Genomic DNA, 24826 nt, shown 5'->3' on the forward strand with positions numbered 1-24826 from the left:
AAATTACGAACTGTGTCAAAAGAATTTAAGATTGGTTTAATAACAGTAATCGCTGGAGGTCTACTTTATTACGGATTCAACTTCCTTAGAGGGTCTGATCTTTTCTCACCTTCTAATAGATATTATGCAACTTATGCAAATGTTTCGGGCCTAAACGTTTCTAATCCTATCTATTTCAATGGGTTACCTGTTGGAAGAGTAAGTGGTTTTGAATTAGTGCAAAATAAGGGATATATAGTTGTTGCGCTTGATATTGATGAAGGGCTTATGATTGGGAAAGATGCTTCCGCGACTTTGGCTAATGATGGTTTATTTGGAGGAAAGGCGATAGTCTTGAATGTTGGAGTTGCGCAAGAAAAAGCACAACCTGGTGATACATTAGCATCTGATATGGACAAAGGGATGCAGGATGAAATTGGAACTGTTACTGATAACCTCAATAGTACAATTGTCAAGATAAACACACTCTTGGATTCGCTTAATCAGACGGACGTGAAAGGCACGGTAGGAGCTGTAAAAGAAACTGTGGAATCAATGAACAGAAAGATAGCTGATCTGGACCTTAAGGGGCCTATCGAGAATGTTGATCAACTTGTTATTTCTTTTAGAGCGAGATCTGAAGAACTCGAGGGTGTCATTGCTAGTTCACAGACATTAATGGATTCGTTAAATCAATTACCAGTTTCGGCCTCTTTAGAGAAACTTAACGAATCAATGGATCATATTAATAATTTACTAGAGGCAGTTCAGTCAGATGAAGGAACTGTCGGTAAGTTGCTCAACAGTGATTCTATCTACAATAATTTGAATAAGCTTCTAGTAGACATGGATGAACTAATTATCCATTTCAACAATTATCCAAAAGACTTTATGAAGCCACTTGGGAGAAAGCATCATAAGTTAAAAGGAGTTTCACAGGAAGAAGGTAGCGAAGATTAATGGACATTCAATTCAACAAAAATGAAGATGCCAACAAGCAGTTGGTATACAAACTAGACGAGCGTCTAAAGAAGGTTAAGTTAGGAGGAGGCGAAAAAAAAATAGCCTCACATCATAAAAAGGGGAAACTCACAGCTAGAGAGCGTATTGAGTATCTTTTAGATGATCCAAATGATTTCTTAGAAGTGGGAGCTTTTGCGGCTGAAGGGATGTATCAGGAAGTTGGAGGCTGTCCTTCTGCTGGTGTAGTTACTGGTATTGGGAAGGTTTCAGGTAAACAGTGCATGATTGTAGCAAATGACGCTACAGTAAAAGCTGGAGCTTGGTTTCCTATGACAGCTAAGAAGAACTTAAGAGCTCAGGAGATCTCCATTGAGAATAACCTACCAATTATCTATTTGGTAGATAGTGCTGGTGTATTCCTACCAATGCAGGATGAAATTTTTCCTGACAAAGAACACTTTGGTAGACAATTCCGAAATAATGCTATAATGTCTTCTAAAGGCATTATTCAGATTGCAGCAATTATGGGAAGTTGTGTGGCAGGAGGAGCTTATTTGCCAATCATGGCTGATGAGGCCTTAATTGTAGATGGCACAGGCTCAGTTTTCCTAGCGGGAAGTTACCTCGTGAAATCAGCTGTCGGAGAAGATATTGATAACGAAACCTTAGGTGGTGCCACTACTCACTGTGAGATCTCTGGCGTAACTGATAATAAGTTTGCTGATGATAAAGCAGCACTTGATGCGATTAAGAAAATCTTTGATAAAGTCGGAAATCCAGAATCAGCGGGTTTTAATCGAGCAGAAAGTAAGCTGCCTAAGAAAAAATTAGAAGATATCTACGGAGAATTCCCTGCAAATCGTGGCATTCAATATGATATGGTTGAGGTGATTAAATGCCTGGTAGATGACTCTGATTTTGACCAGTACAAAGAATTATATGGCAAATCTATAGTATGTGGTTATGGGCGAATTGATGGGTGGAGTGTAGGCATTGTAGCCAATCAACGGAAGGTTGTAAAAACTAAAAAAGGCGAGATGCAGATGGGAGGAGTTATTTACTCTGATTCTGCCGATAAGGCTGCGCGTTTTATCATGAATTGCAATCAAAGAAAAATTCCTTTGGTTTTTCTCCATGATGTCAATGGATTCATGGTTGGTTCCAGATCTGAACACGGAGGTATTATTAAAGATGGCGCCAAAATGGTGAATGCTGTTTCTAACTCAGTTGTGCCAAAATTTAGTATTGTGCTTGGGAGTTCTTATGGAGCTGGCAACTACGCCATGTGCGGAAAGGCTTATGATCCAAGGTTGATTTATGCATGGCCAACTGCTGAAATTGCCGTAATGAGCGGTGGTTCTGCAGCTAAAACGCTACTTCAAATAGAGATTGCTTCGGCTAAGGCGAAGGGGAAAGAATTGACTGATGAGGAAAAACAGGCGCAGCTTAAGAAAATTGAAGATTCCTATAACGAAAAGTTAAGCCCATACTACGCAGCATCACGACTTTGGGTAGATGGTATTATTGACCCCAAAGAGACGCGAAATGTAATTTCTAAAGGGATAGAAATGGCTGATCACGCTCCAATTGAGGAGCGAATGAATGTAGGTGTCATCCAAACTTGATATCTTTAATACTTGCTCAAAGAATCAGAAATAAAGGCATTAGTCGTTCTGCTCGACGATGAAGATGATGAGGTGGTTTCTCATGTCGAAGAAAAGATAATGTCGCTAGGAACGAGTATAATTCCACTGCTAGAACAGGAGTGGGAAAGTACGTTCAATCCTATTGTTCAGGGGAAAATTGAAGACCTTGTTCACGAACTTCAATTCGAACTATTGAAAGAGCGATTTCTTGAATGGAAAGACCAAGAAGATAGTGATCTTTTAGAAGGATTATGGATTGTTGCCACTTATCTCTATCCTGATTTAGAGATCAATGAACTCAACCAAGAGCTAGATCAGCTATACCATGAATTGTGGAGACATATGGAGGATCAGATGGCACCATATGATCGGGTGAAAGTGTTCAATGAAGTGTTCTTTAATCAGTTCAAGTTCAGAGCAAACACGAAGAATTTTCATTCACCCGCTAACTCAATGATCAATGCGGTGTTGGAGACTAAAAAAGGGAATCCAATCTCTCTCTGCGCTGTTTATTTGCTCCTTGCACAAAAAATGGACTTGCCGATTTACGGTGTTAATCTCCCGAATTTATTCATCTTGACATACCAAGTTGGGGATGAGTCCTTTTACATTAATGTGTTTAATCGCGGCCTAGTATTTACCAGAGATGATATTGATAATTATCTGGAAAGTCTTCAACTGGAAAAGCAAGATATTTTTTATGATCCATGCTCCAATCTGGATATCATTTTACGAGCATTAAGGAATCTAATTGTATCCTTTGAAAAGCTTGGGGATTATCATAAAGCAGATGAAATAAAGCTCATCCTTCAAAAAATGGATGATCAGTACTTTAGTTTATGAGCAAAGTTAAAAAGGTAGTTAGTGATCCAGCAGATAATTGGATCATTCCTTTGGGTGTAGGGGGAGGAATGTTAATTGCCGTAGGCGCATTCTTAGCTTACATTGTAGCAAAAGATGAGACAGGTCAAACTAGTATCTTGATGTTCATTTTAGGAAATGTTATGATACTTTCAAGTTTGATTATCGTTTTCATGTATGTCAAAAGCGCTCCTGAAGTCATGGTGAATGAAAATGAGGTCGTTTTAAGACGCCTTTTTTGGGTTCATAAAATCCCTAGAAGTAAGATTAAGAATGTACATGTTGAGCAAAAATCGTTATTCAGGTTTCTCTTTAATTGGTCGTATACTGAATCAACAATTATTGAGTTAAAGAATGGGAATGAGATTGTATTGTATGACTTTCTTTATGAAGGATTTGGCAGAACCAAGAAAGCATTGAAATTCTTATTGATAGATAGTTGGCCAGCTACACAGCCGAAACCGACAATTCAACCAATTGGTAAGCATGAAGGCCTTGGTGATAATTTCATATCAGTAAAAGGTAGGCCTATTGGCTTTAATTTAATAATGTTGGTTGGTTTTAATATGCTCTTTTTATACGATTATATCGTTGAAAATGACAATGTAGATCTTGCGGGTATCCTAATACATTTGGTTGGCAATATTTTCTTCATATGGCTATTTGGGTCAAGGAGCTTCTTCCTAGTATTTGATGAAAGAATTATTCAAATCAGAAATAGGTATTGGTTTTGGATCAAGAAAAGTTATCGAGTTGGTGATATTGAAAAAGTAGTTTATCAAGATCTGATTCATAGAGAACCTCCATCAATCTTGTTTAAACTTAAAAATGGAAAAATTACATCCAGATTTCCAATGGAGACTTTTAAAAATAAAGATTGGGAATTCTTTTTTTCAAAGCTTGAACAACTTGGTATTATTTATAGGAAATAGTTAATATCAAGGGTTGAAAATCGATAAAGTACTTTGTTCATAGCCTGTTACTGGATCAATTTCAATATGAAAAGCATTGATGAAATAGTCTCAGATCTGCATAGCATGGCAGATCCCTCATATATTTCCAAAATGGAATATTTCGGGATTAAAGACGCTCCAGAGTCCTTGGGGATTAAGAATGCGTATTTGAAGCCATATGCTAAGGAAATAGGTAGAAATCAAAGCCTTGCAAACGAGCTTTGGAAAAAACCCATTCATGAATGCAAGTTGTTAGCAATTCATATTTCGGAACCTAAATTATTTACTGAGGAACTCGCTGAAAAATGGACTTCTGAATGCTATTCTTGGGATTTAGTGGATGGAATCGGAATGAAAATTCTACCGAAAACACCATTTGCTTTTCAGAAAATAGATGAATGGAGCAAACGCGAACCCGAGTTTGAAAAGCGAATGGCTTTTGCATTAATGGTTGGGATTACAATCCATGATAAAAAATTACCTAACGATCGTTTAGTAAGTTTTTTCCCGATTATCGAGCGTGAATCTTGGGATGAAAGAAACTTTGTCAAGAAGGCTGTTAATTGGGCTCTGAGACAATTAGGAAAGAAAAATCTTGAGTTAAATAAACTGGCTGTCGAATATGCAGAGCGCATTAAAAGTCAAAATTCGAAACCTGCAAGGTGGATAGCCTCAGATGCCTTGAGAGAGCTTCAAAGCGAAAAAATCCAAGATCGACTTAGCGCTAAATCAAAATGAATTTCTAGTGTAGTGTAACCTTAATTTCTCTTTGGAGTATTAAGATTACAATTAAGACTTAAATATTTTGACTACTTTTAGGACTTAAACTAAAAATCTTATGAATAAGTATTCAATTGGAGAATTTGAGGAGGTTGTGATGCTAACCGTCGCTGTTCTATTCGAAAATGCATATGGAATATCGATCAAGGAGGAAATTGAAAAAAGACTTGAACGAAAAGTGAGCGTGGGAGCGATGCGAACTGCATTGAATCGACTAGAGAAAAAAGGGTATCTGGAGTCAGAGTTTGGAGAAGCCACGGCTGTTAGAGGAGGTAAAAGAAAAAGATTCTTTAAAGTCACCCCTCTCGGTAAAAAGGTTCTCGATCAGGTGATGGATACAAGAAAGCAGCTTTGGGATTCAATTCCATCAGTGGCATTCGATTTCAAATTTGGATGAAATAGGTGAAGGACAACATTCAAATATCGCCACCTCGATTGCCATTAAAATTCTTGAAATGGTTTTGTCATCCAATGCTTATTGAGGATGTCGAAGGTGATTTATCTGAGCTTTTTGCAGAAAGAGCATCAAAAAACCGGATCATAGCTAAGGTCAAATATTTAATCGATGTAATCCTTCTTTTTCGACCTGGGATTGTCAGAAATTTTGAAATAAAAAACGGACTAATTAATACTGCAATGCTTAAAAACTACTTTAAATCGGCAATGAGAAACCTCTTGAAGTACAAGAGTTTTTCATCTATCAACATTTTCAGTCTGACCATAGGGATGGCTGCATGCATGGTTATTTTTCTCTTCATCAAAGATGAAAAATCTTTTGATGCGATACATCAAAATAATATTTATCGACTCTGCGAGGTACAGAGCTTTCCGGGGACTAATACGCAGAAAGTAGCACTATCAATGCCAGGAATGGGTCCTACCATGACGGATCAATTTCCTGAGATAGAAAAGTATACGCGATTTTGGGGTTGGGGTAGTCAGCTTGTTGAAGTGGAAGAAAAAAATATGCTGGTTGAACGAGTTGTAGGAGTGGATAGCACCTTTTTCGAAATTTTCAATTTTAACCTTTTAGAAGGTAATCCAGAGGAGGCAATTACAGGACCCACCGATGCCGTGATTTCCAAAGAAATAGCCATTAGATTTTTCGGAGATACTGATGTTGTTGGTAAAACTTTTACAATAAGAGATGGAAGCTTGGAAGTAAAAGCAGTCGTTGATGTGCCAGAAAATTCACATTTGCAATTTGATATTGCACTTTCAGTATTTGCCGCAGTAAACGAAGCAGATGAATTCAATAATCAATTTGGATCCAACTATCTGAATACCTACTTCATTCTAAATGAGAAAGCAGATATTGCTGCGCTCACTGAGAAATTTCCAGAGTATCTGGCTTCAGCTATGGATAATCCAGATATCAACGAGCGCTATAAGCTATTCCTACAGCCACTTCCTGAAGTTCATTTAGCATCAATGGATATAGAACATGACTACAATAACCATAGAAAATTTAATGGCCAGTATCTGGATGTCTTTGTACTCGTTGGCATTTTTATTTTGATCATTGCTTCAGTCAATTTCACAAATCTGACTACAGCGAGAGCTACATACAGAAGTAAGGAAGTTGGTGTGAGAAAGGCTATAGGTGCAATGCGTCAGCAACTGCTCTCTCAATTCATTTTTGAGTCTGTTATATTGTCGCTTTTTGCACTTGTTTTTGCATTTATCTTAGTGCTGGTAGCATTACCATTTCTAAACAATGTTATCGACAGGCAACTGGCAATTATTCCGTTTATTCAGGATGTACAATTTTTGCCTGCAGTTCTATCTATCACAATCCTTTTAGGAATAATAGCCGGTTTATACCCATCATTATATCTATCATCTTTTAAGCCAGTGATTGTATTGAAAGGACTTAAGAATAAAGAGAAAAAATCCATTTTTAGAAGTTCTCTTATAGTTCTTCAGTTTAGCCTGGCGCTGGGTATGATTGTATGTACGCTAATTGTAGTAGAGCAACTTTTCTTCATCAAGAATAAGGACATTGGTTTCACAAAAGACCATATTGTACTCATCGAGATGAATGGTGAAATGCAAGAGAAGTACGCTGAAATGAAAGAAGAACTCTTGAGCCAATCCAATATTCTAGGCGTTACTGCATCAGGTCAAAGACTTGGTAACAATTTCCATCAATGGGGATTTAAAGCACGAGTTGATACAGGAATTGTGAATTTCACACCGTCCAATGTTCACGTGGATTACGACTATCTGGAAGTCTATGGTATAGAGATAAAAGAGGGTAGAAGCTTTTCAAAAGACTTTGCTACCGATGACGGTTTGGCATTTGTCGTCAATGAAGCCTTTGTTAAAGAGCTAGGTTTTGATGATCCTATTGGGCAAAGTGTGGGTCACAGCTGGTATCCTAACGATTCGCTAGGAACGATCATTGGAGTCACTGAGGATTTTAATTTTAACTCACTTCATTTTGAAGTAAATACCTTGTCGATGGTTATTCATTCTGACTGGGGTTTTAGTGAAATGTCGGTAAAGATCAATGGACAGAATCTTGATGCAGCACTTGATGAAATTGAAAATGTATATGCCGAATTTGTATCTGATTTTCCACTGCAATATGAATTTTTAGACGATCATTTTGATGAGATGTACAAGTCTGATCAGCAGATGGGATCTGTAATAACCATAATAGCTGTACTCTCAATTTTTATCGGATGCATGGGATTGTTCGGCCTTGCTTCTATTTCAATACAGCGCAGAATTAAGGAGATCGGAATAAGAAAGGTAATGGGTGCTTCTGTTAAGGAGTTAATGTTTCTATTATCAAAAGGCTTTGCCACGATGATATTTATCTCATTTGTTATCGCTTCACCAATCACATTCGTATTCATGTCTGGATGGCTGGAAAACTTTGCATATCGAGTTGATATTAATCCACTTCTATTCATCATTGGTGGTGCTGTGGCATTAATCATAGCATTATCAACAATAAGTTACCATGTGATCAAAGCTGTACGAGCAAATCCTGTAAGCTCATTGAGATATGAATAAAAAGGATGCTATAGTGCCTCCGAAGCTAGCTAGTCGATTTTTGAGATGGTTTTGTGATCCACTGCTCCTAGAAGATGTGGAAGGAGATCTTTCAGAACTCTATGCTGAACGACTTATCAAAAATGCATTCATAGCTAAGCTCAAATATTCATTGGACGTATTGATGCTCTTTCGTCCAGGTATTATCAGAAATCTTGAAATAAAAAACGGACTAATAAATACTGCTATGATCAAAAACTTTTTAAAAATAGCGCTCAGAAATGCGCTTAGATATAAAGGATTCACTGCCTTAAATCTCATGGGATTGGTTGTTGGACTCGTGTCAAGTATACTAATTCTCATTTGGGTAAATGAACAAGTGTCTGTAGATAAATTTCATTCAAATGGGGATAAAATCTATCAGGTATTTAGAAATATGAAACAATCTGGTGGGATGGTTAATACAACATGGACCGTTCCAAAACCTGCAGCAGACTTGTTTCGAGAGGAATATCCTGAAATGAATGAAGTTGCTCAGCTAAGCTGGCAGATTGACATGGAATTTTTCAAGGATGATGATAGCTCAGAGGAGGAGGGATTCTTTGCTACACCTAATTTCTTGACTCTTTTTTCATTCGAATTACTCGAGGGAGATCCAAATACTGCGCTTGACGATTTGGGGTCAATTGTAATCTCTAGATCAATTGCTGAAAAGCAATTTGGTTCTACTTGGAAGGAAAAAGCAGTTGGGTCACCTGTGATCATTGATGATGGAAGAGAAGCTATTGTAACCGGTGTTTTTGAAAATACAGGCACAAATTCCAGCCTGCAGTTCGATTGGTTACTGCCTGCGCAGTACTTCTTTAATAATAATGAATGGGTTGATGATTGGGGAAATGGAAGCTTTAGGATCTATTTTACTTTGGGGGATGAAGCAAATCTTGCTGTCGTAGAGGAGCGGATGTATGATGAAATAATCACACATGCTGCTGGTCAAAGCAACTCAGGAGAGGAGTATTTGATTGTACATAAATTTCAAGACTATTTTCTCTATTCCAATTTTGAAAATGGGGTCGTAGATGGTGGTAGAATAGATTATGTAAGGATATTAACAATAATTGCGGTATTCATTCTTGTCATTGCATGCATCAATTTCATGAATCTTGCTACCGCTCGCTCAGGAAGAAGATCCAAGGAAATAGGACTTAGAAAAGTAATGGGTGCGCAAAGATCTTCGATAAGTGTCCAGTTTTTCATTGAGTCAATACTACTCTCCTTATTAGCTGTTGTAGTTTCTGTATTTGTGGTGTGGATGTTATTACCATCATTTAATGCGTTGGTAGATGCACAGCTTTCTATTGATTTTAAGAATCCATTTACCTGGTATTTTTTGGGTGGCACTACGCTAGCCGTAGGTTTTCTTTCAGGATTATATCCTGCAGTATTACTACCTACTTTTAATATCATCAGATCGTTAAAAGGGAATGTGAAGCAATCTTCTGGAGCTGCATATTTTAGAAAAGGGTTAGTCGTATTTCAATTTTCGATATCTACACTTTTGATTGTTGGAACAGCTGTTATTTATAGTCAACTTGAATACGCGCTAAATAAGAATCTAGGATTAGATAAAGATAATCTGGTTGCCATTCGGATGAGCGATAGATTTGGAGATAGACTAGACACCTATCGAAACGAAATAAAGAAAATACCTGAGGTCAGCGCCATGACTGCCGCTTCTGGCAACCCAATTTCATATGGTAGATCCACAAGTTCTGCACGCTGGGATGGAATGAGTGAAGAAGGTTATGAAATCAATATATTAATAACCGATGAGCACTTTATTGGAGCCATGGGAATGGAGATTCAAGAAGGGCGAGCTTTTGATGAGCAGCTGACTGACTCTAGCAATTTCATAATCAATGAGGTGATGGCTGAACTAATGGGATTTGAAGACCCCATTAATCAAGACCTATCTTTTTGGGGGATTGATGGAAAAGTGGTTGGTGTGGTGAAAAATTTCCACATGGAAAACCTTCATGAACCAATTGCTCCATTAATAATTACCTGCATAGCTCCATCGAGTACTCATGTTGCACTGGTGAGAGTCCAAGGAGATCCGAATAAGGCACTTGAGTCAATAGCTAAAGTAAATCAAGCACTGGAGCCCGATCAGCCCTTTGAATACGAATTCCTTGATGATACTTATGCCGAAAGCTATAATGCAGAGATGACGGTAAGTACGCTGGTTAAAATTTTCGCAGGGATTTCTGTTTTCATTTCTTGCTTGGGCTTATTTGGTCTTTCTGCGTTTAGCGCAGAACAAAGGTCGAAAGAGATAGGAGTAAGAAAAGTGCATGGAGCAAGTATTAATCAATTGATCTTATTGCTATCAAAAGATTATTCCATTCTTATGATTTTTGCCTTCATTGTAGCTACACCATTCGGTTACTATTTTGGGAACGCATGGTTGGAAGGATTTGAGTTTAGAATAAGCCTCAATCCACTTCTCTTTATACTTGCAGGACTTGGAACCTTTGTTATTGGAGCCTTAACTGTAGGTATTAAATCACTTCAAGCAGCTAAAGCAAATCCAGTAAACATTTTGAAAGACGAATAAACTATTCAAGTACCAAATGCCAGAAGATACTCCTTCACCCACTCGTAATGGATTTGATGAGTGTCTTCATGGCCTTTTTTTAGAATTTCGCCTTTAATCTTACTGTCGGTTTCAAAGGTGACCTTTATTTCGTCTTTTAAACTCAAAAATTTCCTTCCAAAAATCTTATATATCACTTCTTTTGCGCACCAGATGGTGCAAAGCTTTTGAAGATCATCCTTGTACTCCATTTCAGACGAGTGTAGGTATTTCATTTTCACATAATCGTGCTTATCTCTCGGACGCTCCATATCAATGCCACATGGTTTCTGAAGATGAATCATTGCCGCAGCTATTGGGAATGAGTGAGAAATAGAAATGTGCACATCAAGCCCCTCTAAATACGGTTTGCCATTATCTTCTTTGCTAATCCCATTGAATGGGATATTAAACTTTTCACACAAAGTTTTAACTAAAATTCTACCGACGATCCACTCAGCTTGCCTCACAGGATTTAGGTCTGCTGGAAATGGCTCTGGAGATAAATAAGGAAGCTCTAAGAAAGTTTCCTGAATGTTCCACACCGCATATGCAGACTGATCATCAATCTGTTTATTTAATAGTAGAGGCATAAAGCAATTGTAATACTTTTGCATTCCAAATGGGTAAGATCGAAGCAAAAAAACTCCACACTTTTCTTGGACATAATGATAGCATTTATTCTTTAGAAGCTATTGATGATCATAGATTCATCTCCGCAGGTGGCGACGGGATGATCGTTCTCTGGGATTTGCGCGCTCCTGATGAAGGTGAGGTTATTAGCAAGATTGATGGGTCTGTCTACGCAATGACTTACGATCAAGGCGAAGGATTCCTTTATGTTGGAAAGAATAATGATGGTATTCACAAGATAGACTTGAATGAAAAGGTTGAAATTGGTTCTATTCATCTAGGCGATCATCAATTATTCGACCTTTCCATCATTAACGATAAAATATGGGTTGCTCAATCAAATGGTGAAGTAGTAGTCTTATCTAAGGATTTGATAATTGAAAAAAGAATAAAATACACCAATGACCGTGTTAGAGCATTTGATGTATTTGGACCTAATGTAGCGACTTCATTTAGTGACAACGTTATACGAATAATTGACTCGGATTCTATGGGAGTCCTTAAGGAGTTGAAGGGGCATAAAAACTCTGTTTTTGCTTCAAAATACCACCCTTCAGGCAAGTATGTAATTTCTGGAAGTCGCGATGCTCAGCTAAAAGTTTGGGATAGCCAAGCAGATTATATTTTGAGAGAATCAATTGCCGCACATCTATATACCATAAATGACGTAATCTTTAGGGAAGATGGGAGGTATTTTGTGACTGCAAGCATGGATAAGTCGATCAAACTTTGGGATGCACATAATTTTCGTTTACTCAAAGTATTAGACAAACATAGGCACGCAGGACATGGAAATAGCGTTAATAAGCTGCTATGGATGAATTATCGTGACTTGTTAGTAACTTGTAGCGATGATCGTTCGATCTCCGTTTGGGAAATTAAATTTGCAGAATGAAGATAACACCGCTGGAAATTCGTCAAAAGGACTTTGAGAAGAAGCTTAGGGGGTATGATAAGGATGAAGTCAACGCTTTTTTGCAGTCATTATCCAATGAGTGGGAACGAATGCTTGAAGAAAATAAGGAGCTGGTCCTTAAGTTGAAGCAAGCTGAGAAAGAAGTTGCCAAATTGCGCGAGGTAGAGACATCGCTTTATAAAACTCTCAAGACAGCTGAGGATACTGGAGCGAATGTGATAGATCAAGCGAATAAAGCTGCCGAACTTCACATGAAGGAGACTAAGATGAATGCAGAAGCATTGCTTAGCGAATCCAAGAATAAGTCAAGAGCTATGATTGAACAAGCTGAAATGGAGGCGCGTCAAATCATAGAGGAGTTGCAAGATGCTGTTAAAGGTATTGAGCAAAATCATCGAGACATTGAGAATCATCGTCAAAATGCACTTCAAGAGCTTAAAAATCTGTCCATAACACTCATAGAAAAAGTAGAGCGAAATACTGGAGAGACTAAGGAGTTTAAGTTTGATGATTATGTTCAACGTGTAAAGAAGCTAGCACGTGAAAGCGAAGAGAGAATCAAGTCGGAAAAGACCGAGGTTCAAGTAGAAGCGAAACATTTAGAACAGCCACCAAAAGAGCCCGCGAAGCAAGAAATAGCGGAAGAGCCAAAAGTAAAGAATGAAGTTGAACCTCCGAAGACCGAAGAATTGCGGGAGCGTATAGTTAAACAGCCCGTTCAACAGGAGTCAGTCGCTCAGCCTGCCGAAGATGAGCCTGTTCAGGAAAAACCTGAGCCTAAGCCGGAGAAAGTAGTTGAAAAGCCAATTGAGCCTGTTGTTGATGAGAAAGAGCCTGAACCTGAAGTTTCTGAAAAGCCAGCTGCTCAAAAGGAAGATTTGAAAAAAGAAGGAGATGAGGAAGTAGAAGAGAAGAAAGGGCCACTTATTTCTAAAACAGTTTCGTTTTTTGACGAACTAGATACAGATTAAGCAAATTATGGGAAAAGTTTCCTTGGAGGGGATGGAGTTTTATGCTCGTCACGGCTACTATGAAGAAGAGCGTGTGATTGGTAATAAATACAGCGTAGATGTAACGCTCGATGTAGACGTTAGAGATGCTGCACTTGAAGATAAATTAGATGGGACGGTGAACTATGAAAAAGTTTACGAGATAGTTCAGGAGGTGATGAGTATTGATGCAAACCTGTTGGAACATCTAGCTGGTAAGATGATCAAAGCATTAAAAGAGAATTTCCCACAAATCAACAATGTAAAGGTTCGAGTCAGCAAATACAATCCCCCGATTAAGGGGTTGTGCCATAAGGCTACTGTGGAATTAGAAGGTTAAATAAAAACAAAACCTCTGCCATCTGATTCATCATAGAATTCGATTTTCTTACCGACTAAAAACATCATCTCTCGCTTTTGAACCAAGACTTGTACGCCATCCACATAGTACTCTTCGTCGGTTTCTTTTTTCTTATCAAAGCCGAGTTTGAACCCCACACCACAGCCCATTCCTTTCGTAGCAATACGCAATCCATAGCCTTCAGGTATTCCTTTGTTTTTCAGAATATTCTTCACTTCACTTAATGCTCTTTCTGTAATCTCAACTGGTATATCCATGCTACTTTTCGCTCTTCATTGTACAAACCTATCGATGAAAGCGTAATCTTTTAATTTCAATCTTCGTTTCAACAAAGTAATACTAATTCACATTCAATAATTCCCGAATTTTTCGAGTTATTTTTGACGATTAACAACATAAACATTCTCGTACATGGAAATGGTTTACGACCTTCTAAAAATTACAATTCCAGCTGGTCTGGTGCTTTATCTTGCCTATCTGTTAGTAAGATCCTTTTTGCAAAAACAGCTAGATGAAATCGCATTTAGTGTGAGGCAAAAAAATCAGGAAATTGTTGTGCCTATCCGCCTTCAGGCTTATGAGCGTGTTATTCTACTGCTAGAACGTATAACCCCATCAAACTTAATTTCAAGACTTAGTAGCCCCGACTATACCGCAGAAGAATTTCAACAAATTTTAATACACGAGATTCGAAACGAATTCAACCATAATCTATCTCAGCAGGTTTACATGTCAGATAGTGCCTGGACATATGTTACCACTGCCGTTGAGCAAACGATATCTATCATAAATTCATCTACAAATGCACTAGATAAAGATGCTAAAGGATTCGACCTGGCACGTGCTATTATTGAAAATTCTGCGGGTGAAGAAATGGATACTCCTAAGCAGGCAATAAAATATATTAAAGAAGAGATACAGGACGTTTTTTAATGAATGGATAAGACAAAAAAAATATGGGAAAAGGCTAAGGAAACTGCCTCAAGTAGCGATCAAATTAGAACTACACTCACTGCAGCTGGAAAAAAAATAAGACGTGTTGCAGAAAATTCAGAAGAGCTTAAAGATTTGAAATCAAAGCTTCAAATTTTAATTAAAATGGCTCAATCGCATATTTCTGGTGCTTATCGTGCATTTCCCGTTTCGAGTATCATATTAATTGTTTTTGCACTACTATATTTTGTTACTCCAATAGATCTCATTCCTGATTTTATCCCGGCTTTAGGCTTTGCTGATGATGCTTCCGTGGTTTACTTGATAGTAAAGAAACTAAATAAGGATATTGTTCATTTCCAGGAATGGGAAAGAAATCAAGCCAATCCGACTGATTAATTTCCAAGCGCGAGAAAATGCCTAATAGAAAAGCCGTAATTATTGGAGCTACAGGATTAGTTGGATACCAACTAGTGAGACTTATGGTTAAAGATGATAGGTATGATTCAATCATTTTGGTGTCACGTAGATCACATGAAATCAAAGACCCGAAGGTGATTGAGGTTCTTGTTGAGGACTTCGATAACTTGGAAAATCATGCCTCTAGTTTCAATGGAGATGATTATTACTGCGCTTTAGGAACTACGCGTAAAGTGGCAGGCTCAAAGGAAGCATTTCTTAAAGTGGATGTTGAATATCCAATAGCTTTTGCGAAAATAGCTATGGCTCAGCCTGATTTTAAGCAATTATTGGTGGTTACAGCCGTAGGAGCCAATAGCTCTTCTCCTTTGTTTTACAACATGGCTAAAGGCCAGCTTGAAGATCAACTTCAGGCGTTAAATATTAAGGCATTGAAGATTTTCCAGCCGTCGTTACTGCTAGGAAAAAGAAAAGAACATCGTTTCTTGGAGGAGGTTGCTAAGTTTTTCAGTGCGATTGCCTCTTTCTTTATGATTGCATCTAAAAAGCAGGTAGGGGCAATAAGAGATGTGGAGGTAGCTAAGGCGATGATAGAAGTTGCTCACCAAAATAAAATGGAATTCAAAAGATATAGACCAGCAAAAATGGTAGAAATCGCATATTCTGAATGAGAGCAGTCGTACAAAGAGTTCGCCAAGCCTCAGTTAGCATTGAGGGAAAATTAGTGTCAGAAATAGCAACTGGAGTGCTTGTATTGCTTGGAATTGAAGATTCCGATAGTAAGGAGGATATTGAATGGCTCTGTCGTAAAATTTGTAATATGCGAATCTTTCCAGATGATGATGGAATTATGAATCGAAGTTTGGTAGAAGTAGGAGGCGAAGCTTTAATAGTAAGTCAATTTACACTTCATGCAAGTACGAAAAAAGGCAATCGTCCTTCATACATACAAGCAGCCAAACCTGAAGTGGCAATACCTCTTTATCAAGCATTTATTGCAGAATTCGATAGTCAAATAGATAGCAAAGTGAAGACTGGTGAATTTGGTGCAGATATGCAAGTCTCTCTAATCAATGATGGTCCAGTTACCATTTTAATTGACACTAAAAACAAACAATAGTTTTTTTGATTGAATAGGTGAAAGGATTGCTACCTTTGCGCCTAATTTTCAAGGGGTTGGGGTGTTAGCGCTAATCCAATGACTTTTTTATATGGATAATATTCGAAATTTCTGCATTATCGCTCATATTGATCATGGTAAGAGCACCTTGGCTGATAGACTATTAGAGTTCACTCAGACGGTAGCTGAACGAGACATGCAGGCTCAGCTTTTGGATAACATGGACTTGGAACGTGAGAGAGGAATTACGATTAAAAGTCATGCCATTCAGATGGATTATGAGCTAAATGGTGAGAAGTATATTCTGAACTTGATAGATACCCCAGGACACGTGGATTTTTCATATGAAGTGTCCAGGTCAATTGCTGCCTGTGAAGGTGCTTTATTAGTAGTAGATGCAGCCCAAGGCATTGAAGCTCAGACCATTTCTAACTTATACCTGGCACTTGAACATGACTTGGAGATTATTCCAGTTCTAAATAAAATTGATTTGCCTGGCGCCATGCCAGAGGAAGTATCAGACCAAATCATCGACCTCATCGGGTGCGAAAAAGAATCAATCATTCATGCAAGTGCGAAAGAGGGTATTGGTGTCACAGATATCCTTGAAGCAATTGTTGATCGAGTACCATCCCCTAAAGGTGATCCAAATGAGCCTTTGCAGGCTATGATTTTTGACTCTGTCTTCAATCCTTACAGAGGAATAGAGGTGTTTTTCAGGGTTTTTAATGGCTCATTCAATAAGGGAGATAAAGTAAAATTTGTCAACACTGGGAAAACATATGAGGCAGATGAGATAGGTGTTTTGCGTCTAGATCATGAACCGAAAAAGACAATTTCTGCTGGAAACGTAGGCTATCTAATCTCAGGAATCAAAGTTGCTAAAGAAGTAAAAGTTGGAGATACCATTACCCATGTGGACCGCCCAACTCAGCTTCAAGTCAAAGGTTTTGAGGATGTAAAGCCAATGGTTTTTGCAGGAATTTACCCAGTAGAAACAAGCGAATTTGAAGAGCTTAGAGCTTCAATGGAAAAGCTGCAATTAAACGATGCTTCTTTGATTTGGGAGCCTGAAACTTCAGCTGCTTTAGGCTTTGGTTTTAGATGCGGATTTTTGGGAATGTTGCACATGGAAATTGTACAAGAAAGACTCGAAAGAGAGTTCGATATGACCGTGATTACAACGGTCCCTTCGGTACGTTTTCATGCCATTGAAAACGATGGTAATATCCTGAAAGTAAGCGCTCCATCTGAGCTACCTGAATCTAATCTCATAAGTCATATCGAAGAGCCATTTATCCGAGCTCAAATAATATCAAAGTCTGAATTCATTGGACCAATCATAGCCCTTTGTATGGATAAGAGAGGCGAGATCAAAAATCAAGTTTATCTCACTTCAGATCGTGTAGAGCTAACTTTTGAGATCCCACTTGCGGAAATTGTATTTGATTTCTTTGATAAATTAAAGACCATCTCAAGAGGGTATGCTTCGTTAGATTATGAGCTAATTGGTTATAAAAGATCAGACATGGTGAAGCTGGATATTATGCTAAATGGTGACAAGGTAGATGCACTATCTGCCATTGTCCATAGAGACAAAGCATACGAATGGGGAAAACGTCTTTGCGAAAAACTGAAAGAGTTAATTCCAAGACAAATGTTTGAGATAGCTGTTCAAGCCGCCATAGGTACTAAAATAATTGCGCGTGAGTCCGTAAAAGCCATGCGAAAAAATGTACTCGCAAAATGTTACGGCGGTGATATTTCCAGAAAGCGAAAATTGCTTGAAAAACAGAAGAAAGGTAAGAAGAGAATGCGCCAGGTGGGTAATGTTGAAATTCCACAGGAAGCATTCATGGCCGTTCTAAAACTTGACTAAAAAACTGAAGTAAAATGCCTACAATAATTGACGGACGTAAAGTCTCAAAAGACATTAAGAATGAAATAGCTGAGAAGGTTGAGAAAATCAAAGCAGATGGCAATCGCGCACCTCACCTTGCTATTATTATTGTCGGCGAAGATGGTGCAAGTCATACTTACGTAAATGGAAAGATCAATGCCTGCAAGGCCGTAGGATTTGATTTTACATTAATGCATTTTGCAAGTACAATTTCTGAGGAAAAGTTGATCAAACACATTGAGCAACTGAATGATGATTCAGATATTGACGGTTTCATCGTGCAAATTCCATTGCCAGATCACATTTCTGTAGATCGCATTACTGAATGCATATCGCCTCTGAAAGATGTTGATGGGTTTACGAATCAAAATTTCGGCAGCATTGTTTCTGATCATCAATTGCTTCTTCCAGCAACTCCTTATGGTGTAATGGAATTGATAAGACGTTATGATATCCCTACAACAGGTAAAAATTGCGTCGTTGTTGGGGCTAGTAGAATTGCAGGCGCCCCATTAAGTTTACTGATGTTGCAAGAAGGCGAAGCGACGGTAACAGTATGTCACAAGGCCACGGTCGATCTGAAATCTCATACCAAAGAAGCAGATATTTTAATTGTAGCTGTTGGAAAGCCAGGTTTGATAACAAAAGACATGGTAAAAGAAGGCGCTGTAGTAATTGATGTAGGAACAACCAGGGTTGAGGATGCGTCAAGAAAATCTGGGTTTAGATTATCAGGAGATGTGGTTTATGATGAAGTAGCGCCAATTGCAAGCTATATAACTCCAGTGCCTGGTGGAGTAGGGCCAATGACTATTGCGTCATTATTGATGAACACCCTTAAAGCATATGAGCTCAATCACTGACCCAGCGTTTTTGCCGGTGATGGAATCTTTTTACACCATCCAAGGTGAAGGCTTTCATTCAGGAACACCAGCTTACTTTGTTCGATTGGGTGGTTGTGATGTGGGATGCACGTGGTGCGATGTAAAAGAATCATGGGATGCTTCTCAATTTGACTGGGTTAGCATCGGAGATATTGTGAAGGAAGCTAAAGAGTCAAAGGCGGAATTGATCGTTGTAACAGGAGGTGAACCTTTGATGTATGATCTATCACAACTTACCAATGAATTGAAGTCTGAAGGCTTTAAAACCAATATTGAAACATCTGGTGCTTATCCTTTATCTGGTACCTGGGACTGGATTTGCTTTTCGCCAAAAAAATTCAAAGCTCCGTTGGAAGAGTTTTACATCAATTCTGATGAACTTAAGGTTATAGCGTATAACAAAAGTGACTTTAAATGGGCGGATCAGCATGGATCTAAGATGCAAGACAAAGCACAGTTGTTTTTACAACCTGAATGGTCAAAAGAAAAAGAAATGACACCTTTGGTCGTTGATTTTGTCAAGCAGAACCCAAGATGGAAAATATCCTTACAGACACACAAATACATGGACATTCCTTGAAAAGGATCTTTTTTGTTGCGCTATTGCTGATAAGTGCTGGATGCCTGTTTGGACAAGGTACACTCTCCACGGATAGCAAAAAAGCGAAAAAATTGTATGAAAAGGCTGATAAAAAATACAGAGAAAGGGATTTTACAACTTCCATTTCATTTTTAGAACAAGCTGTAAAAGAAGATTCAAATTTTTTCGAGGCATATATCCGCATGGGGAGTATGTACAATGCCATGGGGCAATTGGATTCAGTCTATTCTAAGTTTTCCTCTTATGTTAAGACTGCTCCAGACCCAATCGCATCAGTTCTTGAAAGACTTTCTTCGATGGCCTTCGATAGAGGACACTATGAAAGCGCACAATTATATCTAGATCAATTTCTTGCGAAAGTGCCAGAGAGAGCGTCTAGTCCAGAAATTAACTTATTAAATGAGAGCCTTAGATTTTCAAGAAGTCAATTATCTACTTCTAACGATAGCTTGGAAATATCCTATTTACCAGAACAGATAAATAGATTCAAACTACAGTACCTGCCATCTGTTACTATTGATAATTCAAGCATGTATTTTACGAAGCGAGACTTTGTTCAAAGCGATGAGGACATTGTTGTTAGTTATTTCAAGGATGGACAGTGGACTGAGGCCGAATCTGTTTCATCAAGAATCAACTCTTCATTGAATGAAGGTGCTTGCTCGGTTTCGGCAGATGGCAGAACCATGATCTTCACCTCATGCGATGGTCGAAATTCTATAGGTAGCTGTGATCTGTATATATCCAAGAAATCAGGAAATTCATGGTCTAAACCAAAAAACCTGGGGAAAAGGGTCAATTCGATTTATTGGGAATCGCAACCTTCATTATCGGCAGATGGTAAAACGCTGTATTTTGCTTCAAACCGTACGGGTGGATTTGGTGGCAGAGATATTTGGGTTTCCTATGATGTAGAAGGTCAATGGAGCACCCCACAAAATTTGGGAAGTAAAATCAATACACCAAAAGATGAAACAACACCATTTATTCATCCAAATGGAGTTTCATTATATATATCTGCAAATGGATTTCCGGGCATGGGTGGCTACGATTTGTATGTCACGAATAAGGAAGACTCAGTTTGGACAAAACCGAAAAACCTTGGTTACCCCATCAATACTTACAAAGATGAGGTAGCGATTGTAATTGGTGCTGATGGTGAGACCGCGTATTTTGCCAAAGAGGAACAAAAGAATTATCAAATCTTAGATAGCAGGCTGGTTAGTATTCAATTGCCAAATCGCGTAAGGTCAAAAGCTACCTCCTATATCATTGGAGGAGTTTATGATGAAAATACCTCTCAACCACTAAGGGCAGATATTGAAGTGGTTGATTTGGAATCGAACAAAGTTATTTACAATAGTCAATCGGATTCCATTAATGGAAAGTATTACATGATTTTGCCAGTCGGTTTAGATTTAGCTGCATATGTGAAGAAAAAGGGATACTTATACTATGATTTTCATTTTCAAACTACTCAAAGCACTTCACTAAAGCCTGATACCATTGATATCAGTTTAATCCCAATATCTGAGGGTAGGACTTTAGTGCTGAAGAACATATACTTCGAAACAGATTCATATGTAATTGATGAAAAATCCTTTTCAGAGATTGAAAATGCATTTGAGCTCCTTAAGGAGAATCCAAACATTACTGTAGAAATTTCAGGACATACAGACAATGTTGGTTCATTTGAATACAACCAGAACTTATCCGAATTACGAGCGAAAGCCGTCTACGAGAACCTATTAGAAAAAGGTATTCAAAGGAATCGACTCACCTATAAAGGCTACGCGGATACTCTCCCCCTAACAGGTAATGATTCAGAAATTGGTCGCAAATCCAACCGTAGGATAGAATTTCGTGTCCTACGGACGAAGCAATGAAAGAGTTGCAAAAATTCGAAAATTTAACATTTGACATGTTTCAGAATATTATTAAAGCTTTACTTTAAGTGGTAGTTGAATATTTGGTAATTTCTATTATATCCATTTTTTCGTTCAATTTTCCTTAAAAAGCAGTGATCTGCGTTTTTTTACTATTCTGAATGGAGTCTTTTATTTTGTTAAATAATCCTAAAAAGGCATATCTTTCGGGCTTCAAATAATTAATGTTTAACGATTAACTAGTTAGTATGAAGAGGAATTTACTACTAAGTTTTGCGTTCTTCATTGCTGTTGCATTCGTTGCAATGGCACAGAGAACGGTTTCTGGAAAGGTCACCGACGACACAGGTGAGGCTTTACCAGGAGTGAACGTTGTGATTAAAGGCACAACGACTGGTGTCACCACTGATCTAGACGGAAACTTCCGTATTTCAGTTGATGATGGTGCTACACTAATCTTTTCTTATGTGGGTTTCGAAACTCAAGAAATTGAGGTTGGAGCTCGCACAACTATTGATGTGACACTAGGAGGTTTAACTGAGCTTCAAGAGGTTGTTGTAACTGGATACAGTAGCATCACCGAAGAGAAGTCAAGTATTTCTGCTGCCACAGTCTCTAGTCAAACTATTCAAAACCGACCTAACCCTTCTTTCGTTCAGACGCTGTCTGGTCAGGTAGCAGGTTTGGCAATTACCACTACAAGTGGTCAGCCGGGTGCAGGTTCTGATATTCGACTAAGAGGTACAAACTCTATTAATGGTGATAACGAGCCATTATTTATCATTGACGGTGCTCCTGTAAACCAGGATAACTTTAGAAGTTTAAATCCAAATGATATTGAGAGCGTTTCAGTACTTAAAGATGCTGGAGCAACTGCAATCTATGGTAACAGAGGTGCAAACGGAGTAATTGTTGTAACTACTAAGAAAGGTTCTTACAACAGTCCGCTTGAAATCGCTTACACGTATAGAGTTGCATCTTCAAGTCTTCAGAAAGAAAGATATGACTTGATGGGTACTGCTGAGCAGCTTACTCTTGAAAGAGACGCATACTTATTAGGCGTAGGTGCAAGACCAATTTATCACCAAGATAGAACTGGTCAAGGTATACCGGGCCTTAATATTCAGTCTGATGGAAGCTACATTCCACTTTCAGATGCACAAATTGATTCTTTCAGAATTAATAAAAATGCTGACTATGTTGATTTCTTCTTCGATCAAGGAATTGCGCATCAGCACAACCTTTCATTATCTCGAGGTGGTGAGAATACTAGAGTATCTCTAAACTTCGGATACTTAAACCAAGAAGGTGTGCTTCAGAGCTCAAGCTTGGAAAGAGGGAACATCCGTGTGAATCTTTCTGGTAAGAATAACAACGGTAAATTGAATTACGGCATCAATACATCAATCAACTATTCTGATAGTGAAGAGCCTAACTCAATTGGTAGTGGTGCAATTAACAGAAACTATATCCTTGGTGCTTATCAGTCAGTTACTTATGTAACTCCAGATGAGTATACCAATGGAGCTGCAATTTTATCTCCACTAGCATTTGCTAATACTCCTCTATTCTTAATTGATAGATTGAATACTTACACGCGTAAGGAGAACGAGATGAAGATGATTGGAACGATCAATCTGAATTATGAAATTATAGACGGACTTCAAGTTGGATACCAAATCTCTGGAGACTTCCAGGAAGAAGTACTAACAAGAGCTGAAGGACCAACTTCATTTAATGCATTACTATTTGCTCAGACTGGTAATACTACTGCAGGATTCCAGCAACAAGCATTTACTAGAGAATTCAGATATAATCAACTATTAAGCTTGAATTATACGAAGTCTTTTGATGTACATACTATCAATGCAGGTTTATACTCTGAGGAATTCAGAGCTCGTTACGATCACTTCAGATTCTTCTCAGAAGGTCTAGATCCTAAGACGTTCTCTCCTGGAGACGGTAGTGCTTTCGTACCGGATAACGCGCAAAATGATTTCTTTGTGGATCCAGTTGCTGCTAATATCCTAAAAGCTGGATTGTATTCTTATTTCGGAACTTTAGGTTACGATTACGATGCTAAATACGGTCTTGATTTCACAGTAAGAAGAGATGCTTCATTCAGATTTGCTGAAAGTAACAGATGGGGTACTTTCTGGTCGACTGCAGCTCGTTGGAATGTTCATAACGAATCATTCGCTTCTAACCTTCCATTCGACATCTTAAAAGTGAGAGCTTCTTATGGTGTGACTGGTAACCAAGTGATCAACATCTTTGATATTGAGTTCAACGAATCACAAGTATTCTCTTCTCCAGATTTGACAAGAGACCTTTTTGCTACTGGAGCAGGATATGGTGGTGCTAACTCATTAGTACTTGGACAAATTGGTAACTCAAGCTTAAGATGGGAAGAAGTTGAGCAGATCAACATCGGTTTAGATGCTGAACTATTCCAGAGTAGATTAAGAGCTAAGTTCGATTACTATCAGAAAACTACTGATGGTCTATTCCAAGGTGTACCTGTATCAGCTGTTACTTCTGTAACTAACATTGATGCAAACTTTGGTAGCATGAGAAACACTGGTTTCGACTTTGAACTTTCTTATGACATCCTTAGAAATGCTAATGGTCCTAACTTAACTATTAGAACTGTTGGTAACTACAACAAAAACGAAATTCTTGAATTCCCTGGTGGACTTGAAGAGCAAGTTGGTGTTGGACGTGTAGGAGGTCCTATTAGAGAATTCTTCGCAGTTCGATACGCTGGTGTTAACCCTGCAAATGGTAACCTATTATTCTTGACTGCTGACGGAGAAGTAACTGAAAATCCTGACGTAGATAATGACAGAGTATGGTTAGGTAAAAATGACCTTCCTGATTACCAAGGAAGTATCAATATTGACTTTGATTACAAAGGAATCTTTGTTCAACTTCAAGCTAACTACGCTATCGGAGTATTTAGATTCGATAACGATTACGCGAGTTTTGTAAGCCCAGATAACATTGGTCAGTTCAGACATTCAAGAGATATTCACAGATCTTGGACTCCTAACAACCGAGTTACTGATATGCCAAGATTGAATGCTCCTAACAGAAGTATTGCAAGTGATAGATTCTTGAGAAATGCAGATTACTTAAGACTAAGATTTGCAACTATCGGTTACGATTTCCCTCAGTCAATGGTTGATAAGACTCAATTCCTTACTAGAGCAAGAGTATTCGTAAATGGTGAAAACCTTATTACGTTCACTGATTGGAGAGGATTTGACGTTGAAGGATTTGGCGGTTCACGACTTTACCCAACACCTAGAACAGTGTCTTTAGGTATTGAGTTAGGTTTTTAATCAACTGTTAATTTGATAT

General features: G+C 38.3%; 22 protein-coding genes. 20 read left to right on the forward strand and 2 right to left on the reverse strand.

The annotated features are described in order from the left end of the window. The first annotated feature begins 12 nt into the window (after positions 1–12). The 8 genes from ACY650_RS12600 (at position 13) to ACY650_RS12635 (ending at position 10802) form a co-directional block, all read left to right on the forward strand. Entirely contained in the window at positions 13–939 is a 927-nt protein-coding gene (locus ACY650_RS12600; RefSeq protein ID WP_462247970.1) for an MlaD family protein, read from the forward strand. Then, positions 939–2567: an acyl-CoA carboxylase subunit beta gene (locus ACY650_RS12605; protein WP_462247972.1), complete on the forward strand. Its 1629-nt coding sequence runs from the start codon at positions 939–941 to the stop codon at positions 2565–2567. Before ACY650_RS12600 ends, ACY650_RS12605 begins: the two co-directional genes overlap by 1 nt. Before the next feature lie 12 nt (positions 2568–2579). Continuing rightward, a complete protein-coding gene (locus ACY650_RS12610; protein ID WP_462247974.1) occupies positions 2580–3431 on the forward strand; it encodes a transglutaminase-like domain-containing protein in 852 nt (283 codons plus the stop codon). Beyond that, the gene (locus tag ACY650_RS12615; RefSeq protein WP_462247976.1) at positions 3428–4381 is read left to right on the forward strand and encodes a hypothetical protein; all 954 of its coding nucleotides are present in this window, start codon (positions 3428–3430) and stop codon (positions 4379–4381) included. Before ACY650_RS12610 ends, ACY650_RS12615 begins: the two co-directional genes overlap by 4 nt. Before the next feature lie 66 nt (positions 4382–4447). Further along, positions 4448–5140, forward strand: coding sequence for a DNA alkylation repair protein (locus tag ACY650_RS12620; RefSeq protein WP_462247977.1), 693 nt, complete (start codon positions 4448–4450; stop codon positions 5138–5140). A 100-nt stretch (positions 5141–5240) separates the two neighbouring features. After that, on the forward strand, positions 5241–5579 hold the full coding sequence (locus ACY650_RS12625) for a PadR family transcriptional regulator (RefSeq protein WP_462247979.1): 339 nt from the start codon (positions 5241–5243) through the stop codon (positions 5577–5579). A 5-nt stretch (positions 5580–5584) separates the two neighbouring features. Then, a complete protein-coding gene (locus tag ACY650_RS12630) occupies positions 5585–8206 on the forward strand; it encodes an ABC transporter permease (RefSeq protein WP_462247980.1) in 2622 nt (873 codons plus the stop codon). After that, positions 8199–10802 (forward strand): ABC transporter permease, encoded by a 2604-nt coding sequence (locus ACY650_RS12635; protein ID WP_462247981.1) that lies wholly within the window; start codon positions 8199–8201, stop codon positions 10800–10802. The genes ACY650_RS12630 and ACY650_RS12635 overlap by 8 nt, the downstream gene beginning before the upstream one ends. A 5-nt stretch (positions 10803–10807) precedes the next feature. On the opposite strand, the gene ACY650_RS12640 is transcribed toward ACY650_RS12635, so the two are convergent. After that, positions 10808–11413: a 4'-phosphopantetheinyl transferase family protein gene (locus ACY650_RS12640; protein ID WP_462247983.1), complete on the reverse strand. Its 606-nt coding sequence runs from the start codon at positions 11411–11413 to the stop codon at positions 10808–10810. Positions 11414–11442: 29 nt separating this feature from the next. On the opposite strand from ACY650_RS12640, the gene ACY650_RS12645 reads away from it, so the two are divergent. Genes ACY650_RS12645 through folB form a run of 3 tightly spaced genes read left to right on the forward strand, consistent with a single transcriptional unit; the run spans position 11443 to position 13698 of the window. Next, positions 11443–12348: a WD40 repeat domain-containing protein gene (locus ACY650_RS12645; RefSeq protein ID WP_462247984.1), complete on the forward strand. Its 906-nt coding sequence runs from the start codon at positions 11443–11445 to the stop codon at positions 12346–12348. Further along, positions 12345–13340: a DivIVA domain-containing protein gene (locus tag ACY650_RS12650; protein WP_462247985.1), complete on the forward strand. Its 996-nt coding sequence runs from the start codon at positions 12345–12347 to the stop codon at positions 13338–13340. Before ACY650_RS12645 ends, ACY650_RS12650 begins: the two co-directional genes overlap by 4 nt. A gap of 7 nt (positions 13341–13347) precedes the next feature. Beyond that, positions 13348–13698 (forward strand): dihydroneopterin aldolase, encoded by a 351-nt coding sequence (gene folB, locus ACY650_RS12655; protein ID WP_462247986.1) that lies wholly within the window; start codon positions 13348–13350, stop codon positions 13696–13698. Here folB and ACY650_RS12660 read toward each other — a convergent pair. Beyond that, the gene (locus ACY650_RS12660; RefSeq protein WP_462247987.1) at positions 13695–13976 is read right to left on the reverse strand and encodes a HesB/IscA family protein; all 282 of its coding nucleotides are present in this window, start codon (positions 13974–13976) and stop codon (positions 13695–13697) included. The two genes, folB and ACY650_RS12660, sit on opposite strands and share 4 nt — an antisense overlap. A 154-nt stretch (positions 13977–14130) precedes the next feature. Here ACY650_RS12660 and ACY650_RS12665 point away from each other — a divergent pair, with 154 nt between their 5' ends. The 9 genes from ACY650_RS12665 to ACY650_RS12705 all read left to right on the forward strand — a co-directional run bounded on the left by ACY650_RS12665 (position 14131) and on the right by ACY650_RS12705 (position 24807). Next, positions 14131–14652: a DUF7935 family protein gene (locus ACY650_RS12665; protein WP_462247989.1), complete on the forward strand. Its 522-nt coding sequence runs from the start codon at positions 14131–14133 to the stop codon at positions 14650–14652. A 3-nt stretch (positions 14653–14655) separates the two neighbouring features. Then, a complete protein-coding gene (locus ACY650_RS12670; protein ID WP_462247990.1) occupies positions 14656–15051 on the forward strand; it encodes a YkvA family protein in 396 nt (131 codons plus the stop codon). 17 nt (positions 15052–15068) lie between these two features. After that, complete coding sequence (locus ACY650_RS12675; protein ID WP_462247992.1) at positions 15069–15743, forward strand: Rossmann-fold NAD(P)-binding domain-containing protein; 675 nt, start codon at positions 15069–15071, stop codon at positions 15741–15743. Next, positions 15740–16192, forward strand: a complete 453-nt coding sequence (gene dtd, locus ACY650_RS12680) for a D-aminoacyl-tRNA deacylase (protein WP_462247994.1) — start codon at positions 15740–15742, stop codon at positions 16190–16192. Before ACY650_RS12675 ends, dtd begins: the two co-directional genes overlap by 4 nt. Before the next feature lie 91 nt (positions 16193–16283). Then, the gene (gene lepA / locus ACY650_RS12685; protein WP_462247996.1) at positions 16284–18071 is read left to right on the forward strand and encodes a translation elongation factor 4; all 1788 of its coding nucleotides are present in this window, start codon (positions 16284–16286) and stop codon (positions 18069–18071) included. Positions 18072–18085: 14 nt separating this feature from the next. Next, on the forward strand, positions 18086–18955 hold the full coding sequence (locus ACY650_RS12690; protein WP_462247998.1) for a bifunctional 5,10-methylenetetrahydrofolate dehydrogenase/5,10-methenyltetrahydrofolate cyclohydrolase: 870 nt from the start codon (positions 18086–18088) through the stop codon (positions 18953–18955). Continuing rightward, positions 18939–19556, forward strand: a complete 618-nt coding sequence (locus tag ACY650_RS12695; RefSeq protein ID WP_462248000.1) for a 7-carboxy-7-deazaguanine synthase QueE — start codon at positions 18939–18941, stop codon at positions 19554–19556. The genes ACY650_RS12690 and ACY650_RS12695 overlap by 17 nt, the downstream gene beginning before the upstream one ends. Beyond that, on the forward strand, positions 19511–21463 hold the full coding sequence (locus ACY650_RS12700) for an OmpA family protein (protein WP_462248002.1): 1953 nt from the start codon (positions 19511–19513) through the stop codon (positions 21461–21463). Before ACY650_RS12695 ends, ACY650_RS12700 begins: the two co-directional genes overlap by 46 nt. Before the next feature lie 248 nt (positions 21464–21711). Next, entirely contained in the window at positions 21712–24807 is a 3096-nt protein-coding gene (locus ACY650_RS12705) for a SusC/RagA family TonB-linked outer membrane protein (protein WP_462248004.1), read from the forward strand. Positions 24808–24826: the final 19 nt, after the last annotated feature.

This window comes from Ekhidna sp., from assembly GCF_963691765.1.
GTDB lineage: Bacteria > Bacteroidota > Bacteroidia > Cytophagales > Cyclobacteriaceae > Ekhidna.

Bases quoted from the DNA above. Each gene is read 5' to 3' on its own strand.
- ACY650_RS12620 (WP_462247977.1), top strand. From the start codon at position 4,448: ATGAAAAGCATTGATGAAATAGTCTCAGATCTGCATAGCATGGCAGAT.
- ACY650_RS12675 (WP_462247992.1), top strand. From the start codon at position 15,069: ATGCCTAATAGAAAAGCCGTAATTATTGGAGCTACAGGATTAGTTGGA.
- dtd (WP_462247994.1), top strand. From the start codon at position 15,740: ATGAGAGCAGTCGTACAAAGAGTTCGCCAAGCCTCAGTTAGCATTGAG.
- ACY650_RS12695 (WP_462248000.1), top strand. From the start codon at position 18,939: ATGAGCTCAATCACTGACCCAGCGTTTTTGCCGGTGATGGAATCTTTT.
- ACY650_RS12650 (WP_462247985.1), top strand. From the start codon at position 12,345: ATGAAGATAACACCGCTGGAAATTCGTCAAAAGGACTTTGAGAAGAAG.
- ACY650_RS12615 (WP_462247976.1), top strand. From the start codon at position 3,428: ATGAGCAAAGTTAAAAAGGTAGTTAGTGATCCAGCAGATAATTGGATC.
- ACY650_RS12660 (WP_462247987.1), bottom strand. From the start codon at position 13,976: ATGGATATACCAGTTGAGATTACAGAAAGAGCATTAAGTGAAGTGAAG.
- ACY650_RS12640 (WP_462247983.1), bottom strand. From the start codon at position 11,413: ATGCCTCTACTATTAAATAAACAGATTGATGATCAGTCTGCATATGCG.
- ACY650_RS12705 (WP_462248004.1), top strand. From the start codon at position 21,712: ATGAAGAGGAATTTACTACTAAGTTTTGCGTTCTTCATTGCTGTTGCA.
- ACY650_RS12625 (WP_462247979.1), top strand. From the start codon at position 5,241: ATGAATAAGTATTCAATTGGAGAATTTGAGGAGGTTGTGATGCTAACC.
- ACY650_RS12605 (WP_462247972.1), top strand. From the start codon at position 939: ATGGACATTCAATTCAACAAAAATGAAGATGCCAACAAGCAGTTGGTA.
- ACY650_RS12700 (WP_462248002.1), top strand. From the start codon at position 19,511: ATGGAAAATATCCTTACAGACACACAAATACATGGACATTCCTTGAAA.
- ACY650_RS12670 (WP_462247990.1), top strand. From the start codon at position 14,656: ATGGATAAGACAAAAAAAATATGGGAAAAGGCTAAGGAAACTGCCTCA.
- ACY650_RS12635 (WP_462247981.1), top strand. From the start codon at position 8,199: ATGAATAAAAAGGATGCTATAGTGCCTCCGAAGCTAGCTAGTCGATTT.
- lepA (WP_462247996.1), top strand. From the start codon at position 16,284: ATGGATAATATTCGAAATTTCTGCATTATCGCTCATATTGATCATGGT.
- ACY650_RS12690 (WP_462247998.1), top strand. From the start codon at position 18,086: ATGCCTACAATAATTGACGGACGTAAAGTCTCAAAAGACATTAAGAAT.
- ACY650_RS12665 (WP_462247989.1), top strand. From the start codon at position 14,131: ATGGAAATGGTTTACGACCTTCTAAAAATTACAATTCCAGCTGGTCTG.
- ACY650_RS12645 (WP_462247984.1), top strand. From the start codon at position 11,443: ATGGGTAAGATCGAAGCAAAAAAACTCCACACTTTTCTTGGACATAAT.
- folB (WP_462247986.1), top strand. From the start codon at position 13,348: ATGGGAAAAGTTTCCTTGGAGGGGATGGAGTTTTATGCTCGTCACGGC.